General features: G+C 74.8%; 13 protein-coding genes. 7 read left to right on the top strand and 6 right to left on the bottom strand.

Annotated elements, in window-relative coordinates; all coding sequences use genetic code 11:
- Window positions 1-166: 166 nt before the first annotated feature.
- Window positions 167-580 carry an MGMT family protein gene (locus tag E0D90_RS04470; protein ID WP_130796673.1) on the bottom strand — a complete coding sequence of 138 codons (414 nt, stop codon included), beginning with the start codon at window positions 578-580 and terminating at the stop codon, window positions 167-169.
- A gap of 92 nt (window positions 581-672) precedes the next feature.
- Between E0D90_RS04470 and E0D90_RS04465 the strand changes: the two genes are divergently transcribed.
- The 7 genes from E0D90_RS04465 (at window position 673) to E0D90_RS04435 (ending at window position 10,959) form a co-directional block, all read left to right on the top strand.
- Complete coding sequence (locus tag E0D90_RS04465; protein ID WP_227869979.1) at window positions 673-3,321, top strand: lysylphosphatidylglycerol synthase transmembrane domain-containing protein; 2,649 nt, start codon at window positions 673-675, stop codon at window positions 3,319-3,321.
- 108 nt (window positions 3,322-3,429) lie between these two features.
- Window positions 3,430-3,831, top strand: coding sequence for a TOBE domain-containing protein (locus tag E0D90_RS04460; protein ID WP_130796672.1), 402 nt, complete (start codon window positions 3,430-3,432; stop codon window positions 3,829-3,831).
- Window positions 3,828-4,637: a molybdate ABC transporter substrate-binding protein gene (modA, locus tag E0D90_RS04455; protein WP_130796671.1), complete on the top strand. Its 810-nt coding sequence runs from the start codon at window positions 3,828-3,830 to the stop codon at window positions 4,635-4,637. The genes E0D90_RS04460 and modA overlap by 4 nt, the downstream gene beginning before the upstream one ends.
- A complete protein-coding gene (locus E0D90_RS04450) occupies window positions 4,634-5,446 on the top strand; it encodes an ABC transporter permease (protein ID WP_103528300.1) in 813 nt (270 codons plus the stop codon). The genes modA and E0D90_RS04450 overlap by 4 nt, the downstream gene beginning before the upstream one ends.
- 186 nt (window positions 5,447-5,632) lie before the next feature.
- Window positions 5,633-7,264, top strand: coding sequence for an alpha/beta hydrolase (locus E0D90_RS04445; RefSeq protein WP_130796670.1), 1,632 nt, complete (start codon window positions 5,633-5,635; stop codon window positions 7,262-7,264).
- Window positions 7,265-7,453: 189 nt separating this feature from the next.
- The gene (locus tag E0D90_RS04440) at window positions 7,454-9,100 is read left to right on the top strand and encodes an alpha/beta hydrolase (RefSeq protein ID WP_130796669.1); all 1,647 of its coding nucleotides are present in this window, start codon (window positions 7,454-7,456) and stop codon (window positions 9,098-9,100) included.
- 218 nt (window positions 9,101-9,318) lie between these two features.
- Entirely contained in the window at window positions 9,319-10,959 is a 1,641-nt protein-coding gene (locus E0D90_RS04435; RefSeq protein ID WP_130796668.1) for an alpha/beta hydrolase, read from the top strand.
- A 146-nt stretch (window positions 10,960-11,105) separates the two neighbouring features.
- On the opposite strand, the gene moeZ is transcribed toward E0D90_RS04435, so the two are convergent.
- The 5 genes from moeZ to E0D90_RS04410 form a co-directional block, all read right to left on the bottom strand.
- Window positions 11,106-12,284, bottom strand: coding sequence for an adenylyltransferase/sulfurtransferase MoeZ (moeZ, locus tag E0D90_RS04430; RefSeq protein ID WP_103500977.1), 1,179 nt, complete (start codon window positions 12,282-12,284; stop codon window positions 11,106-11,108).
- Between the two features lie 144 nt (window positions 12,285-12,428).
- On the bottom strand, window positions 12,429-13,196 hold the full coding sequence (locus tag E0D90_RS04425; protein ID WP_130796667.1) for a spherulation-specific family 4 protein: 768 nt from the start codon (window positions 13,194-13,196) through the stop codon (window positions 12,429-12,431).
- Complete coding sequence (locus E0D90_RS04420) at window positions 13,184-14,134, bottom strand: SDR family oxidoreductase (protein WP_103500975.1); 951 nt, start codon at window positions 14,132-14,134, stop codon at window positions 13,184-13,186. The genes E0D90_RS04425 and E0D90_RS04420 overlap by 13 nt, the downstream gene beginning before the upstream one ends.
- 66 nt (window positions 14,135-14,200) lie before the next feature.
- Entirely contained in the window at window positions 14,201-15,619 is a 1,419-nt protein-coding gene (locus E0D90_RS04415; RefSeq protein ID WP_130796666.1) for a hypothetical protein, read from the bottom strand.
- A complete protein-coding gene (locus tag E0D90_RS04410; RefSeq protein ID WP_265415935.1) occupies window positions 15,616-17,607 on the bottom strand; it encodes a glycosyltransferase in 1,992 nt (663 codons plus the stop codon). Before E0D90_RS04410 ends, E0D90_RS04415 begins: the two co-directional genes overlap by 4 nt.
- Between the last annotated feature and the right edge of the window lie 59 nt (window positions 17,608-17,666).

Here is a 17,666-nt window from a genome sequence, read left to right as displayed (position 1 = left end):
TCCGGTTGGTCGCGAATGGCCGTGATGACGGAAGCTGGTTGATGTGAGCCGCAGCACGCACCGGCGTCCCGGTACGGCCCGACCGGCCGGAGTCGCCCGACGCCCCGTCCCCGAACCGCCCGAGCCGTGCCGGGCGGTGGCCGGCGGCGCGACGGCCGAGGGCCGCTCAGACGTCACCCGTGGCACGGCCGTCCGGCCCGGCGCCGCCCGACGCGTCGTCTGCGTCGGCGTCGTCCTCCGGGCGGGAGCCCGGCGGCGGGGCGTCCCAGCGGGCGTTGCGCATGTCGAGCCGCATGCCGCCGCCGGCGGCCTCCCGCAGCGGCGTGCCCTCGGCCCGGTAGTTCTCCAGGGCGCGGCGCTCGTTGCCGGGGAGCGGTCGGCCGTCGGCCCGCACGACGCGCCACCAGGGCACCGCCGCGCCGTAGTGGGCCATCACGTGTCCGACCTGGCGGGGGCCACCGGTACCGACCAGCGCGGAGATGTCGCCGTAGGTCAGCACCCGGCCCGGCGGGACGCGTTCCGCCCAGCTCAGCACCCGGTCGGCGTAGTCGGAGAGGGCGTGGTTCGCGGGGCGCTCCATGCGCACCATGGTGCCGTACGCCAGACTGTCCGATCGGGGGGTTCACCCCCGGGATACGGGCACACGTGCCAGTATCGTCACGGCGGTGACTGGTGATACGGGGCGAAGAGTCGGCACGACCACACGATCAGCGGGCTGAGCGGAAGGCTCACCCCGCCGACGGCGCTGCTCCGGAGCCGACGGTGGGCCAGGAGCAGCTGGAGGTCGACGAGCCGATCCTGGCCGCTCGGGTGCACCGGCCGTCGGACCTGGTCCGGGTGTTGCTGGGGCTGCTGTTCATCGCGGTGGTACTGGCGATCGCGACGTTCGCGATCGGCACCACCAAGGGCCTGGAGGAGGACATCGGCGACGCCGCCGGTTCGGCGCCGCGCCTGGTGATCGACTTCACCGGGATGGTGTCGGCGATCGCGGTGCTGATCGTGCCGGTGGCGTTCGCCGTGGAGCGGCTGATCCGGCGGGACGGGCTGCGGATCGCGGACGGCGTGCTGGCGGCGGTCCTCGCCCACGGGGTGTCGCTGTCGTTCAGTCTGTGGGTCGCCCGGTTCGCGCCGCTGGAGCTCCAGGACGCGCTGACCACCAGGGCGCCCGGCGGGATCGGCACCACCGACGCCGTGCACGCCTACCTGGCGCCGGTCATCGCCTACATGACGGCTGTCGGCATGGCCCACCGCCCGCGCTGGCGGGTGCTGATGTGGGCGGTACTGATCCTGGACGCGGTCTCCGTGCTGGTCGCCGGATACACCACCCCGTTCTCGATCCTGGTGACGGTGCTGATCGGCTGGACCGTCGCCTACGGCACGCTCTACGCGGTCGGCCAGCCCAATGTGCGCCCCACCGGCCAGCAGCTGCTGGCCGGGCTGCGGCACGTGGGCTTCCTCCCGGTGACGGCGCTGCGCGCCGAGGACCGGCACGGCGACCGGGGCGAGGTGAGCCGCCGGTACCTGGTGACGCTGGAGTCCGGGCCGCCGCTGGATGTGACGGTCGTGGACCGGGAACAGCAGGCGCAGGGCTTCTTCTACCGCGTGTGGCGCCGGCTTGCCCTGCGCGGCATCCACCAGCAGCGCTCGCTGCAGTCGCTGCGGCAGGCGCTGGAGCAGGAGGCGCTGCTGGCGTACGCCGCCATAGCGGCGGGCGCCAACGCTCCCAAGCTGATCGCCACGGCGGAGCTGGGTCCGGACGCCGTGATGCTGATCTACGAGCACACCGCCGGCCGGGACCTGGACGCGGTACCCGACGACGAGATCACCGACCAGCTGATGGAGTCGGCGTGGCGCCAGGTGCGCGCGTTGCAGTCCCGTCGCATCGCGCACCGGCGGCTGGTCGGCGGTTCGCTGCTGGTGGACGGGGCCGGAACGGTTTTCCTGACCGACCTGCGGGGCGGCGAGATCGCCGCCGGTGAGCTGCTGCTGCGAATGGACGTCGCGCAGCTGCTCACCACCTTCGGCCTGCGGGTCGGGCCGCGCCGCGCGGTGAACGCGGCCGCCGCCGTGCTGGGACCGGACACGGTCGCCGACGCGCTGCCGCTGCTGCAGCCGATCGCACTCAGCCGCCGCACCCGCCAGGTGCTGCGGCAGCTCGGGCGCGAGCGCGCGCAGCGCGAGCGCCAGGTGGTGCTGGACGCCTCGCGCGCCTACCGGGAGGCGGGTGGCTCGCTGCCTGAGGGCGCGGACCGCAAGCAGGTGCGGGCGGCGAAGCAGGCCGAGAAGCAGGTGATGGAGGAGGCGCTGGCCAACGCCAAGGAGCAGGACCTGCTGTCGAAGATCCGCAGCCAGGTGCTGCAGATCCGTCCGCAGGCCCCGGTGGAGCCGGCCCGGCTGGAGCGGGTGAAGCCGCGCACGCTGGTGATGGTGATCGCCGCGGTCTTCGCGATGTACTTCCTGATCACGCAGCTGGTCCACATCGACTTCGGGGAGATCGTCGGCCAGGCCAGCTGGGGCTGGGCCGCCGCCGCGGCGGTCTTCGCGTCGCTGACGTACTTCGCGGCGGCGATGAGCCTGCTGGGCTTCGTGCCGGAGAAGGTGCCGTATCTGCGGACGGTGCTGGTGCAGCTGGCGGGGTCGTTCGTGAAGCTGGTGGCCCCGGCGGCGATCGGCGGTGTGGCGCTCAACACCCGGTACCTGCAGCGGTCGGGCATCCGGCCGGGTCACGCGGTGGCCAGCGTCGGCGCCAACCAGCTGTTCTCGCTGGGGTCGGCGGTGGCGATGCTGCTGGTGTTCGGCTACATCACCGGCAGCCAGCACACACCGTCCGTGCCGACCTCGCCGACGATGATCGCGGTGGTGCTGACGCTGGCGGTGCTGGCGCTGATCGTGACGGCGGTGCCGGCGCTGCGCCGGACGATCCACGAGCGGGTCTCGGTGCTGTTCGCCGGGGTGGTGCCGCGGATGCTGGACGTGGTGCAGCAGCCGCGGAAGCTGCTGAACGGTATCGGCGGCATGGTGCTGATGACGCTGGCGTTCGTGCTGTGCCTGAACGCCTCGGTACGGGCGTTCGGCGGGGATCTGAGCTTCGCGACGGTCGCCGTGGTGTTCCTGGCGGGCAACGCGCTGGGGTCGGCCGCGCCGACTCCGGGCGGTATCGGCGCGGTGGAGTTCACCCTCGCCGCCGGCCTGGCGGCGTTCGGGCTCAACCCCGCGACGGCCGGCGCCGCGGTGCTGCTGTTCCGGCTGGTCACGTTCTGGCTGCCGGTGGTTCCGGGGTGGCTGGCGTTCACGCAGCTGACCCGCAAGGAAGCGTTGTAGCCGGGCTGCCGGCGAGCCGTCCACCCGGAGTTCGTGAAGCCGCATCTGCGGCCTGACGCGGCGGCTCGTCCTTGCAGTAGCCAGTCATACAGACCTAACATCTCGCATATGCGCTCCTACTCCATCGGCCGCGCCGCGCGACTGCTCGGCGTCAGCCCCGACACCGTCCGCCGGTGGGCGGACGCCGGGCGGCTCCCGACGACCCGGGACGACGCCGGTAAGCGGCTGATCGACGGGCGGGACCTCGCGGCGTTCGCCGTGGCCCTGGCGGGCGAGGCCGGCGAGGGCGAGGACTCCTACACCACGGCCCGCAACGCCTTCGCCGGGATCGTCACCGCCGTCAAGCTCGGCGACGTCGCCGCGCAGGTGGAGGTCCAGGCCGGTCCGCACCGGCTGGTGTCGCTGCTGACCCGTGAGGCGGTCGAGGAACTGGGTCTCGCCGTCGGCATGGAGGCGGTGGCGCGGGTGAAGTCCACCAACGTGCACATCGACCTCCGGGAAGTCCCGTGACGGCCCCCCGCGCCCGCCGCCGGCCGGCGGCCCTGCGCCTGTTGCTGTCGGCGCTGCTGGTCCTCCCACTGGCCGCCTGCGGCTCCGGCGGCGGTAGCGGCCCCGGCGACGCGGACGGCGCCGGCGCCGGTGCCGACGGCGGCGACACCGCCCTCACCGTGCTCGCCGCCGCTTCCCTGACCGATGTGCTGGAGGAGGCGAAGCCGCTCTACGAGAGCGAGCGCGGCGTGGAGCTGCGGCTGTCCTTCGCCGGCTCCCAGGAACTGGCCGCCCAGGTCCGCGAGGGCGTCCCGGCGGACGTGCTCGTCACCGCCGACTCCACCTCGATGGACGGCGTGGCCGACCGGACCGAGGGCCCGGTGGTGATCGCGGAGAACGAGTTGACCATCGTCACCGCTCCCGGCAACCCCGAGGACGTCACGGGCCTGGCGGACCTGGCCCGCGAGGACCTCACCGTGGTGCTGGCGGCCCCGGAGGTGCCGGTCGGCCGGTACGGGCAGCAGATCCTCGACGAGGCGGGCGTCCGGGTGAACCCGGCCTCCCAGGAGACCAACGTCCGCTCGGTGCTGACCAAGGTGACCCTCGGCGAGGCCGACGTCGGCATCGTCTACGCCACCGACGCGGCATCGGCCGGCGACCGCGTCGCGACGGTGACGATCCCCGCCGCGCAGAACGTCCTCGCCGAGTACCCGGCCGCCGCGCTGTCCGAGGCGCCGAACCCCGTGGAGGCCGCGGCATTCGTCAGCTGGCTGCGCTCGGACCGGGCCGTGGAACTGCTGGAGACGGCCGGGTTCCGCGTCCCGTGAGCGGCCCGGCCTCCCGCGCGACCCGCGGCGCGCCGCTGGTACTGGTCGTGCCGGCCGCGCTGGCGGTGCTGCTGCTCGCCGTCCCCCTGGCCGGCATCGTGACCCGCGCGCCCTGGGGTGACCTCGGGGAGCGGCTGGCCTCGCCCCGGGTCACCCAGGCGCTGAGCCTGTCGCTGCTGGTGTCGGGGTGGGCCCTGCTGCTCTCGCTCGTGCTCGGGGTGCCGCTCGCCTGGCTGCTGGCCCGCAGCCGTATCCCGGGCAAGGCACTGGTCCGCTCGCTGATCCTGCTGCCGATGGTGCTGCCGCCGACCGTGGCCGGGGTGGCGCTGCTGCAGGGGTTCGGCCGGGCGGGGCTGGTCGGGGACGAACTGCGGCTCCTCGGGATCACCCTGCCGTTCACCACCGCCGGCGCGGTGGTCGCCGCCACCTTCATCTCGATGCCGTTCCTGGTGATCACCCTGGAGGGCGCGCTGACCGGGCTGGACGTCCAGTTCGAGGAGGCGGCGGCCACCATGGGCGCCGGCACCCTGCAGACGCTGCGGTACGTGACGCTGCCGATGGTGCTGCCGTCCCTGCTGGCCGGCGCGGCGCTCACCTGGGCGCGGGCGCTGGGCGAGTTCGGCGCCACCCTGACCTTCGCCGGCAACCTGCCGGGGGTGACACAGACGCTGCCGCTCCAGGTGTATCTGCTGATGCAGGAGGACCCGGAGGGAGCCACGGCGGTGTCGCTGCTGCTGCTCGCGATCGCGGCGGCGGTGCTGTTCGGGCTGCGCGGACGCTGGCTCGGGGCGTTCGCCCGCCGCCGCTGAGCGCCGTGCGCACGCGCCACCTCACGCGCCGGGCGCACGCGCCACCGCACACGCCACGCGCCGCGAGCCCGAGGCCCCACCCCGTCACCCGGTCGACGGTCACCCGGTTGACGTGGAGCGGGTGCGCCGCGCGAGCGGCGGTGCTGATCTGGAGCCCAGCCCTGCCGCCGCGAAGGGGAGTCCCGGATGAGCTCTGCCAAGTCCGACACCACCGGAGAGGTCCGCTGGAGGACGGTCACGGCCCTGGCCGCGGCCGGAGCGCTGCTGGCGGCGGGGTGCTCGGGAGCGGCGGACTCCGGGCAGGCCGGCGCGGGCGCGGGCCTGGGCCGGACCGCGGTGGACACCGCCGAACTGCCGTCGAAGTTCACCGACCAGAACCCCGACTGGTCCGGCTGCCCGAAGCCCGACGCCCGCCAGGGCGACGACGCCTCGGCACCGGCGAAGCTGCGCGACGGCACCGAGTGGGAGTGCGCCTCCCTGTCCGTGCCGCTGGACTACGGCGACCCCGAGGGCGAGACCCTCTCCATCGCGATGATCCGGGCCGCCGCCGGTGGCGACGAGAAGGACCGGATCGGCTCGCTGATCTTCAACTTCGGTGGCCCCGGCGGCTCCGGCGTGGTGACCCTGCCCGCGTTCGCGCCGGACTACAGCACGCTGCACAAGCGGTACGACCTGGTGAGCTTCGACCCGCGCGGCGTCGGCGACAGCGACGGCGTGGTCTGCCTGGACGACCGGGAGCTGGACGAGCACTTCGCCGCCGACATGGCACCGTCCGGCACCGGCGGCGAGGACGAGTTCCAGCAGCGGATCGCGGACTTCGCCGCCGCCTGCGAGGACCGGGCCGGCGACCTGCTGCCGCACCTGACCACGGCCAACACCGCCCGCGATCTCGACCTGATGCGGCATGTGCTGGGCGACAGCACCCTGCACTACTTCGGCGTCTCCTACGGCACCCAGCTCGGGGGCGTCTACGCCCACGAGTTCCCGGACCGGGTCGGCCGCGCGGTGTTCGACGCGGTGGTGGACCCGGCCCAGAACGACGAGGAGAGCGCGCTCGGGCAGGCCCGCGGCTTCCAGCTGGCCCTCGGCAACTACCTGGAGGACTGCCTGGGCACCGACGACTGCCCGCTCGACGGCACTCCCGAGGAAGCCGAACAGCAGCTCAACGAACTGCTGGAGGGGCTGGAGAAGAACCCGATGCCGACCCGCGACGCCGACCGGCCCCTCACCCGCTCCCTCGCCTGGGGCGGGGTCGCGCAGGCGCTGTACTCCGAGGACTTCTGGCCGTACCTGACGCAGGGCCTGGACGACGCCACCGACGACAGCGACCCGGACGGCTCCATCCTGCTGGCGCTCGGCGACTCCATGAACGGACGCTCCACCAACGGCACCTACTCCACCCTCCAGTCCTCGCTGACCGCGATCCGCTGCGCCGACTCCAGCTCCCGGTACACGCCGGACGACGTCCGTTCCCGGCTGGACACCTTCGAGGAGGCGTCCCCCGTCTTCGGTCCGGCGATGGCCTGGGCGCTGCTGGGGTGCACCGGCTGGCCGGTGGACGGCGCGTCCGAGCACCCGGACGTCTCCGCCGAGGGTTCCGCCGAGATCCTCCTCATCGGCACGACCGGCGACCCCGCCACCCCGTACGAGGGCACCGCGAGCATGCGCGAGGCCCTGGGCGAGGGCGTGGCCGTGGAGATCACTTACGAGGGCGAGGGGCACGGCGCCTACACCTCCGGCGACCGGTGCGTGAAGAGCGCCACCGACGACTACCTGCTGGAGGGCATGGTGCCCGAGTCGGGCCTCACCTGCGGCTGACAGCCCCGGGGCGCGCCCGGCCCGGCGGGGCGCGCGGCGGGCGCGACGCGCACCCGGCGCACACACCCCGGCCGCGGACGCACACCCGACCCCCACGGGATCGGCCGCCTCCCGGCGCTCGGCCCGGCGACCACGCGGGGGACCGTCGGTTAGCCTGACGGAGGTGTCACGGAGGCGGACTGGGGGCCCATGAGCAGGCGGACGAACAGCGGGCGGGGCGGGGCGCGGCGCGGTGGCGCCGCGCTGGTGGCCGCGCTGCTGTGTGCCGTCACCGCCTGTTCCTCCGCCCCGGACGACGCCGCGGACGAGGACCCGCACATACCGGGGCTGCCCTCGCCCAGCGTCGCCGGCGAGGCAGGGCCCGCACCGACCGCTGTCCCCGAACTCCCCTCGGTTCCGGAGGAGTTCACCAAGCAGGAGCCGAACTGGTCGGCCTGCGGGGCACCGTCCGCCGCGCAGGGTGGCGGCGCCGCTCCCGGCGCGGACTGGGAGTGCGCCGGGCTGACGGTCCCCCTGGACTACGCCGACCCCGATCCCGACGGCCGGACCCTCGATCTGGCGCTGGTCCGCTCGCGGACGGACAGCGAACAGCGGGTCGGTTCGCTGGTCTTCAACTTCGGCGGCCCCGGCGGCTCCGGCGTGGCGACGCTGCCACGGATGGAGCAGCGGTTCGAACCGCTGGCCGGGGCCTTCGACCTGGTGAGTCTGGACCCGCGCGGCGTCGGCGACAGCGAGGGCGTCGTCTGTCTGGACGGCCCCGGCCGCGACGCGATGCTGGCCACCACCGCCGCCCCCCGGGACGCGGCCGGAGAGGAGGAGTTCCTGGCCCGGCGCCACTCCTACGCGGCGGCGTGCGCCGACGCCTCCGGCGACCTCCTGCCGCATCTGACCACGGCCAACACCGCGCGCGATCTCGACATCCTGCGTCAGGTCCTGGGTGAGAGCCGGCTGCACTACTACGGCGCCTCGTACGGCACCAAGCTCGGCGGGGTCTACGCGGGCCTCTTCCCCGAGCGGGTGGGGCGGACGGTGCTGGACTCCGTGGTGGACCCGACCGTCGACGTGGTGGGACGGGCACTCGGCCAGACCACCGGCTTCCAGCTGGCGCTCGACCACTACCTCGCCGACTGCGTCGCGGGGCCCGACTGCCCCGCCGGGCGGGACCTCCCCGAGGCGTACCGGTTCCTCGGCGGGCTGCTGGACGGCCTCGCCGACCAGCCGCTGCCCGCCGGGGAGGGCCGGCTGCTGACCCAGGGGCTGGCCGTCACCGGCATCGTCGGCTCCCTGTACTCCGAGGGCTCCTGGCAGCGGCTTAGCCGCGGTCTGCGGGAGGCGGACCGCGAGGGCCGCGGCGACATCCTGCTGGCCGCCGCCGACCGCTACCACGGCCGGGGCCAGCAGGGCGGCTACCGCAATCTGCACGACGCCAACACGGCGATCAACTGCGCGGACTTCGCCTCCCGGCCGGACCTGGACACCGTCCGTGCCCACCGCGCCGAGTTCGAGGCCGCCTCGCCCGTCCTGGGACGGTTCCTGGTGTGGGAGCTGCTGGGCTGCACCGGCTGGGAGTCGAACTCCGACCGCGACCAGCCCGAGGTCGCCGCCGAGGGGGCCGCCCGCACCATCCTGCTGGTCGCCACCACCGGGGACCCGGCCACCCCGTACCACGGGGCGGAGCGGATGAGGGACGCCCTCGGCGAGGACGTGGCGGCGCTGCTGACCTACGACGGAGAGGGCCACGGCGCCTACACCAGCGGCAATCCCTGCGTCACCGCGGCCGTCAACGCCCACCTGCTGTCGGGCACGACCCCCGATGACGGCACCATGTGCACCTGAGGCGCCGCACGGCGACTCGGGCGCGGCGGGGGCGACCGTCGGCAACGCGCACGACCGAGAACCACCGCACCACCCGAGGCCCGCCTGAGGACCACCGAACGCCCGCACCACGAGGACCACCGCACCACCACGAGGACCACCGCACCACGAGGACCACCGCACCACGAGGACCACCGCACGACCGAGGACCGCCGAGAAAGGCCGGGGGACACACCACGATGGGTGAACGCACACGAACACGAGGCCGCCGCGGCGCAGCGGCGACCACCGCGGCCCTGCTCAGCGGTGCGCTGCTGCTGACGGCCTGCTCCGGCGGGGACGACGGCGGCGGAGGCGAGCGGGACGACGAGAGCCGTCCCAGCGAGGAGTCCACCCCGGCCGCCCGCGCCTACCCGGGCGTGCCGGACTCGATCTCCCAGCAGCGTCTGCGGTGGGAGTCCTGCGAGGGCCCGACCGTCGCCCAGGGCGGCGGCCCCGCCCCGGGCGAGCTGCCGGACGGCACACCGTGGCAGTGCGCCACGCTCACCGTGCCGCTGGACTACGAGGAGCCCGAGGGCGAGACGATCCCGGTCGCGCTGGTGCGCGCCGCGAGCAGCGGTGACGCCGGTGACCGGATCGGCTCGCTGATCTTCAACTTCGGCGGGCCGGGCGGCTCCGGGGTGTTCACGCTGCCGCTGCTGGCCGACGACTACGAGGAGCTGCGCGGCGGGTACGACCTCGTCAGCTTCGACCCGCGCGGCGTCGGCGAGAGCGCGGGTGTCGTCTGCCTCGACGACGAGGCGTCCGACCGCCTGGACCAGGAGGCGGGCGCCGTCCCGCGCGACGAGGAGCAGGAGGAGCGCTACACCGAGCTGGCGGCCGAGTACGTCGCCGCCTGCGAGGCGAACTCCGGCGAGCTGCTGCCGCATCTGACCACCGCCAACACCGCCCGCGACATGGACCTGCTGCGCCATGTGCTGGGCGACAGCAGCCTCTCCTACTACGGGGCCTCCTACGGCACCGAGCTGGGCGGCGTCTACGCCAACCTCTTCCCGGAGCAGGTCGGCCGGGCCGTGTTCGACGCGGTGATCGACCCCACCGCCGACTTCGTCGACGGCGCGCTGCTCCAGGCGTCCGGCTTCCAGCTGGCGCTGGAGAACTACATGGCCGACTGCGCGACCCAGCTGGCGGAGGAGTGCCCCACCGGTGAGGGCGGCGCGGAGGGGACCGACGCACTGGTGGAGTTCCTCGACGGTCTGGCCGAGGAGCCGCTGGAGGCCGGCGGCGACCGCGCGCTCACGGAGCAGCTGGGCCTGCTGGGCATCGTCGCGATGCTCTACGACGAGGAGACCTGGCAGTACCTGAGCATGGGCCTCACCCAGGCCATGCACGAGAAGGACGGCGAACTGCTGCTGGCCTTCGCGGACATGTACAACGGCCGCGACGACGAAGGCCGTTACAGCAACCAGCAGGACGCCCACGCCGCGATCCGCTGCGCGGACGTGACGGGCCAGCGCGACCGGGCGGCGATCGACGAGCACCGGGACGCGTTCGAGGAGGCGTCCCCGGTCTTCGGCCCGTACCTGCTGTGGTCGCTGAACGGCTGCGAGGGCTGGCCGGTGGACGGCTCGTACGAGTTCCCGGAGGTCTCCGCCGAGGGCGCCGCCGAGATCCTGCTCATCGGCACCACCGGCGACCCCGCCACCCCGTACGAGGGCACCGAGCGGATGCAGCAGCAGCTGGGGGACGGGGTCGGCGTGCTCATCACCTTCGACGGTGAGGGCCACGGCGCCTACGGCAAGGACCCGTGCATCAACGACGCGGTCGAGGAGTACCTGCTGTCGGGCATGATCCCGCAGAACGGTCTGGTCTGCGGCTGACGCCGACCGGGGTGTCCAGCTGGCGGACGACCGTTCCGCCGGCCGGACACCCCCGGCCGGCTCCCGGGCCTGTACACGAGAAAGCGCCCTCCCACGTGTTCGTCGCGTGGGAGGGCGCTTCTTCGTGTGGTGCCAGGGGCCGGTCCTCAGTAGACGGGCTTGCCGGGCTCGATCTGGTTGACCCAGCCGATGACCCCGCCGCCGACGTGGACCGCGTCGGAGAAGCCGGCGTTCTTCAGCACGGCGAGGACCTCGGCGGAGCGGATGCCGGTCTTGCAGTGCAGGACGATCTTGCGGTCCTGCGGGAGGTCCTGGAGCGCGTTGCCCATCAGGAAGTCGTTCTTCGGGATGAGGCGCGCTCCCGGGATGGAGACGATCTCGTACTCGTTCGGCTCGCGGACGTCGATGATGTCGATCTTCTCGTCACCGTCGATCCACGCCTTGAGCTGCTTGGGCGTGATGGTGGAGTCGGCCGCCGCCTCCTGCGCCTCGTCCGAGACGACGCCGCAGAACGCCTCGTAGTCGATCAGCTCGGTGACGGTCGGGTTCTCGCCGCAGATCGCGCAGTCGGGGTCCTTGCGGACCTTGACCTGGCGGTAGGTCATCTCCAGGGCGTCGTAGATCATCAGCCGGCCGAGCAGCGGCTCACCGATGCCGGCGAGCAGCTTGATCGCCTCGTTGACCTGGATGGAGCCGATGGAGGCGCACAGCACGCCCAGCACACCGCCCTCGGCGCACGAGGGCACCATGCCCGGGGGCGGGGGCTCGGGGTACAGGCAGCGGTAGCAGGGGCCGTGCTCGGACCAGAAGACCGACGCCTGACCGTCGAAGCGGTAGATCGAACCCCAGACGTACGGCTTGTTCAGCAGCACGCAGGCGTCGTTGACCAGGTAGCGGGTGGCGAAGTTGTCGGTGCCGTCGACGATCAGGTCGTAGTCGGCGAACAGCTCCAGCACGTTGGAGGAGTCCAGCCGCTCCTCGTGCACGTTGACCCGGGTGTAGGGGTTGATGCCCTGCACGGTCTCCTTGGCGGAGACGGCCTTCGGCCGGCCGATGTCGGCCTGGCTGTGGATGATCTGCCGCTGGAGGTTGGACTCGTCGACCTCGTCGAACTCGACGATGCCGAGCGTGCCGACTCCAGCCGCGGCCAGGTACATCAGAGCGGGCGAGCCGAGCCCGCCGGCGCCGACGCACAGCACCCTGGCGTTCTTCAGCCGCTTCTGACCCTCCATCCCCACGTCCGGAATGATCAGGTGGCGGGAGTACCTGCGGACCTCGTCGACGGTGAGCTCGGGGGCCGGCTCGACCAGGGGGGGCAGCGACACGGGGGCTCCGTTGGTCAGGGGTGGACGGTGGTCGGCCGCCGGAGACCGTCCCGGCCGGACGGACCGGCACGGAACGATCTTCCGACAAAGCGATGAGCGGTATGAACGCCATGCACACTGCCCACAACACTGCCACGGCCGGTCTCATTCCGAGACCGTCGTCCCGACGCATGAGACGAGTTCGTCCCAGAAGCCGGGCAACGCCGACCACGGGTCCACTCCCCCGCTCGCCAGCCGGTCGGTGAGGTAGAACGCGCCCGCCCCCTGCCAGCGGGCGACGCGCAACGCCTCGCCCAGCCGTGCCCGGGGCACCTCGCACACCAGATGGCAGAAGCGCTCCGCCGGATGACGGGCGGTCCACTGGGCCACCTGCGACCAGCGGTACTCCCGCCAGCGCCCGCGGAACGTCACCAGCTGGTCGGCCGCCTCGACGTACCCCTCACACGGGTGGGCGCCATGGCCCAGGACCAGCCGCAGGCCGGGCCGGAGCGCCCGGAGCGTGGCGGTGAGCCGCCGCACGGCGGCCAGCTCACCGGGCCCGCCCGGACACTGGTCCAGATAGAAGCCGTCCGGGCGGTACCACTCCAGGTAGCGCTCCGCGTCCCGCAGCACCTCGGCGGGCGGGCGGCTGCCCCCGCGCAGCGCCAGCCTCCCCAGGACCGCCCGGCCGCGCACCCGCAGCCCGGCGGTCGCCGCCGCCACGAAACCGTCCGGGCGCTGACCGGGACCGTCCGCGACGTCCAGCACCGCCCAGCGCAGCGGAACATCGGCGCGGGCCAGCTCGGCCCACTCCAGCGGCGCCACCATCGGGTGCGCGAACCCCGGCGCCACCAGCCCGGCGCCCGCGCCCGGGCGCCGGGGGACGAGAGAGGCGGCCCGGCCCGTGACGCGACGCAGCGTCACATCCGGCATGCCGCCTCCATCCAGATGTCGGCCAGGGACTCCTCCAGCGCGATCCGTGACCGCCAGCCGAGCCGGTCGCGGGCGGTGCGCACGTCGGCCTGCTGCCAGACGCCGCATCCGTCCGGATACGGCGAGTGCGGCGGGGGCTGCTGGTGGTCGCCCATCCGCGGTGAGGGGACATGGGCCGTCGGCGGGCCGTCCAGCTCGTGCAGCGCGCCGGTGTAGCCGGAGATCCGGGCGAGCGTCACGGCGGCGTCGCGCAGCCGCACCGCCTGGCCGGAGCCGATGTTGACGACGCCCTGCGCCGCCGACAGCGTCGCGGCGTGCACCGCGCGCGCCACGTCCCGGACGTCCACGAAGTCCCGCTGGACGCCCAGCCCGCTGAGCTTCAGCTCGTTGTCGCCGTGCTGGAGCGCCCGGCGCAGCGAGTCGGCGAGCCGGCCGAGCGGTGAACCCGCCGGGGTGCCGGGACCGGCCGGGGAGAACACCCGCAGCACGATGGCGTCGAGACCGGAGCCCAGGACCAGTTCACTGGCGGCGAGCTTGCTCACCCCGTACGGTCCGCCCGGCCTCGGCTGCGCGTCCTCCGCCGTGGTCGAACCCGGCTGGGAGGGCCCGTACTCGGCGGCGCAGCCGACATGCACCAGGCGCGCACCGCAGCGGCTGCGGCGCAGCGACTCGCAGACCGTGGCGGCGGCCACCGTGTTGTGCCGGGTCAGGTCGCGCGCGCTGCCGCGGATCGCGCCCGCGCAGTTGACGACGACCGACGGGTGCACCGCGTCGAGGAAGCGGGTCAGCGCGCCGGGGCTGCCGGTCGCCAGGTCGAACCGGACATCGGCGTCGTCCCCCCGGCCGAGGGCCGTGAGGTGGACGGCGGGGTCGGCGAGCAGCCGGTCGGCGATGAACCGCCCTAGGTACCCGCTCGCCCCTAGTAGCAGCACTCTCATCGAAACTCTCCTTGTCACTTTCGGTAACGCTCGGTCAGAGCGCGACGGTCACGGCCCGTCGGGCCGTCACATCACGTCGGCGGGGTGGCCCGGATGGGCGCGCCCGTCGCCGCCGGGCCGGTCGGCGCCGGCCCGGCCGGGTCTGGAACCGCCGGGCGGCGGTCCGTACGGGGCCGGGCCCTCGTCGTCGGCCGGATCGCCGGTGGTGGCGTCCGCGCCGTGGCCGCAGTCGGCGGACCCGGCCGTCCACCGCGCGGCGCCGTGCGTGGCCCGTAGCGGCGCCCGCGTCCCACGGGCCTCCGGCGGGGTGCGGCGGGCGGCGGAGGGGCCGCCGCGTGCCGTGCCGGCCGGAGCGACCGGCGCGCTGTGGTGCGCCCAGGGCCCGGTCAGCGTCCGCGCCGCGTACACCAGCAGGACCAGCCAGACGGCACCGGCCAGCACCGCCGGCAGCAGGGGCGGCCCGCCCAGGCCCAGCGCGTACTCCACGGGAAGGCCGATGGCGCGCAGGCCGGGCAGCCAGGAGGCGCCCACCACCGAGACGGCCAGCAGCAGCGTGACCGAGACCGTCGCCAGCGCGCCGGTCGCGGCGTCCCGGTGACCGTGGGCGAGCAGCAGCAGCGCGAGGTGGAGCAGCAGCCCGACGGCGGTGAACGCCACGACCTGCCCGGCGTCCGGCGCGGGCCAGGGGGCCGGCGTGCCACGTGACAGATGGGACAGGGCCCAGACGCCCCCCTGCGCGGCCAGCAGGGCCACGGCGAAGCCGGACACGGCAGCGGCCAGCAACGGCCTGGTATTAGCGGCGAGTTCACGCAGGCTGCGGCTGCGGATCAGCCGCAGCCGGGCGCGCCGGCCGAACCAGTCGGCCGTCCACAGCGCGGGGCCGGCGGCCACCGACAGGGCGAGCGCGGCCAGCGCGGCGGTGCGCACGGTGTCGGCACCGCCGGAGGGCGGGCGCCGGGCCATCTCCGAGAGCAGCGCGTCACCGACGAGCGCGTACCCCGCCAGCAGCAGCGCGGACAGCGCGGCGAGCCCGCCGCCGGCCGGGACCCGGCGCCGCAGCAGCAGCCCGAGAGCCAGCAGCGCCAGCAGCGCTCCGCCCACGCCGACGACGGTGACCGTGGTCGCCCCGCCGGGGACCCCGGGCAGCCGGGGCAGCCCGGCGACAGCGGCGAGTGTCGCCGCGCAGAGCGCCGCCGGCGACAGGGTGAGGGCGGCACGGGCCACCGCCCGGACACACGCCCGCCGGGCGGCGGGTGGCTCCGGGGTGGTCACCGGGGCGGCCGTCGCCTCCTCGGGGCGCGGCACCCGGGCGTACAGCTCCTCCGCCAGGGAGAAGACGTCGCGGTGCCGGAAGCGCGCGGCGGTGCGGTCGGTGACGCCCCGCGCCTCCAGCAGCGCGGCGATCTCCAGGGGGTCGACGGCACGTTCACAGATCTCGCGGTGGCGGTGGAGCAGCGCGTGGACGGGGTCGGCGGAGGTTCTCATCGGTGGTCGCCTCCTTTCGCCCCGCGGCGGGTGGCGGCGCCCGGGGACCGGTGACCGGCCCGCCGCGCGTTGGCGGGCTCCGGCTCGGTCGGGCGCGCGCCGGGAAGTGCCCCGGCCGGGGGCGGTGGCCCGCCCGCGAGACCGGGCGGTGGCGCGTGGTCGGGCAGGACCCGTGCCGCGCGGGGCCGGGTGATCGCCGGAGTGGGCGGGGCCGCCGAGCCTGTGGACGCCCGCAGCGCGGCGGCGGCCGCTGCCGCTGCCGCCTCCGTGGTCGCCGGGGTGGCGCGGCCCGCGGACCGTCCCGGGGCGGCGGCTGGGCGGGACGAGCCGGCGTCCGACTCCCTCCCTGGGCGTGCGGGGGCCTCCCCCGCCTCCGGCGCACCGCGGCCGGCTATCGGCTCCGACGCGGCCCAGCTGGGCGCCGCGCCGGGCAGCCGCGCCGGCAGATGGGCCTCGGCCGGTCGCGCGAACGGGATGTCGGCGGCGGGCTGGGCCCGCTCGGACCAGCGGGCGGGACTCGCGGAGATCAGCTCCAGGTAGATGGAGCGGAAGGCGGCGAGGTTCTGCTCGACGGTGAACAGCTCCAGCGCACGGGCCCGGGCGGCGGACCCCAGCCGCTCCCGCCGCTCGGGGTCGCGCAGCAGCGCCACGCAGGCGTCGGCCAGAGCGCGCGGGTTGCGCGGCGGAACCACCAGGCCGGTGCCGCCGATCACCTCGCAGACGGCTCCGACATCGGTGGACACCGTCGGCAGCGCGCAGAACATGGACTCCACCAGCGGCACCGGGAACCCCTCGACCACGCTGGAGAGGACGGCGACGGAGGCCGACGCGTAGGCCGAGGCGACCGTCGGGACGTCCGGGTCGCCGACCTCGCCGAACAGCACCGGGTTGTCCCCCTCCGCGTGCCGGTCGGGGGCCTCGTCCGGGAAGAGCTGCGCGGCCAGCCCCCGGCAGTGCGCCAGATAGTCAGGGTCGGGCCGCCCGCGCTGCGGGGTCGAGACGATGCGCAGCCGGGCGGACGCCACGGACCGGCGCACCTCGGCGAACGCGTGGAGCAGCCCGACGAGGTCCTTCGACGGCTCGATCCGGCCGACCCACACCAGGGTGGGCTCCTGGTCCGCCCGCTCCTGGTCTGCCCGCTCCTGGTCCACCCGGCCCCGTTCGTCGGCGGGACGCGCCTCGCGCCGGTCAGCCGCGGCCGCCGCCGGCCCCAGCGCCCCGACCCGGCGACCCTCATCGGCCGGCCCGCGCCCGTGCACGCCCTGTCCGTCCGGTCGTCCCGCCGCGACGCGACCGGCGGGGACACGGCGAACGGCCGCCGCCCGGCCGCCGGTCTCCCCCAGCGCGTGGAACGGGCGGGCGTCCATCCCCGGGTAGACGGTGCGCAGCCGCTCCCGGTCGGCGCCACAGCGCTCCTGCCAGCGGCGGGTGTGGGTGTTCCCGGGGGTGATCAGCGCGGCGGAGGCGTACGCCTCGCGGGCCAGCCGCACCTGGAAGGAGGCCAGCAGCGCACGGACCGGTGCGGACGGCGCGGAGGGGGCGACCGCGTGGGCGGCGCTGATCAGGTAGTGCTCGCGCAGTCGCGATCCGTACTCGGTGATGAGCAGCGGTGTGCCGTAGAAGTGGCGGGTCAGCAGGCCGGGGAGGGCGGCCGGGCCGCCGCCGACCGCGTGGCACAGCTGCGCGGCGGCCAGGCCGGCGTCGGCGCCGGGCTGGTCTCCGTCCATCCCGTACCAGTCGAGCGTCAGCGGTCGCAGCGCCCGCTCCAGCCGCTCGCTGACGGCCAGCAGGTCGGTGACCCGCGCGGTGTGCACGGCCCGGGGCGCGCCGGGGGCGCGGCAGGCCGCCTCCAGGATGCGCACGGCGGCCTCGGAACGCAGCCAGTCGCTGAGCCCGCCGTGGTCCACGGAGAGGTCGGCCAGCGCGTAGAGGCCGGCGGCGAAACGGTCCGCCACGGCGCCGTCCCGGCCGTCCACCGGGCCCGACAGGCCCGCGCCCTCCGCGGAATCGGCGGCGGGCAGGGCCGGGTCGGCGGGGGCGGCGGAGG

The organism is Streptomyces otsuchiensis (assembly GCF_004305975.1).
Classification (GTDB): Bacteria; Actinomycetota; Actinomycetes; order Streptomycetales; family Streptomycetaceae; genus Streptomyces; species Streptomyces otsuchiensis.
The sequence above is the reverse complement of the archived record's forward strand: the minus strand, read 5'-3'. Positions and strand labels throughout refer to the sequence as shown.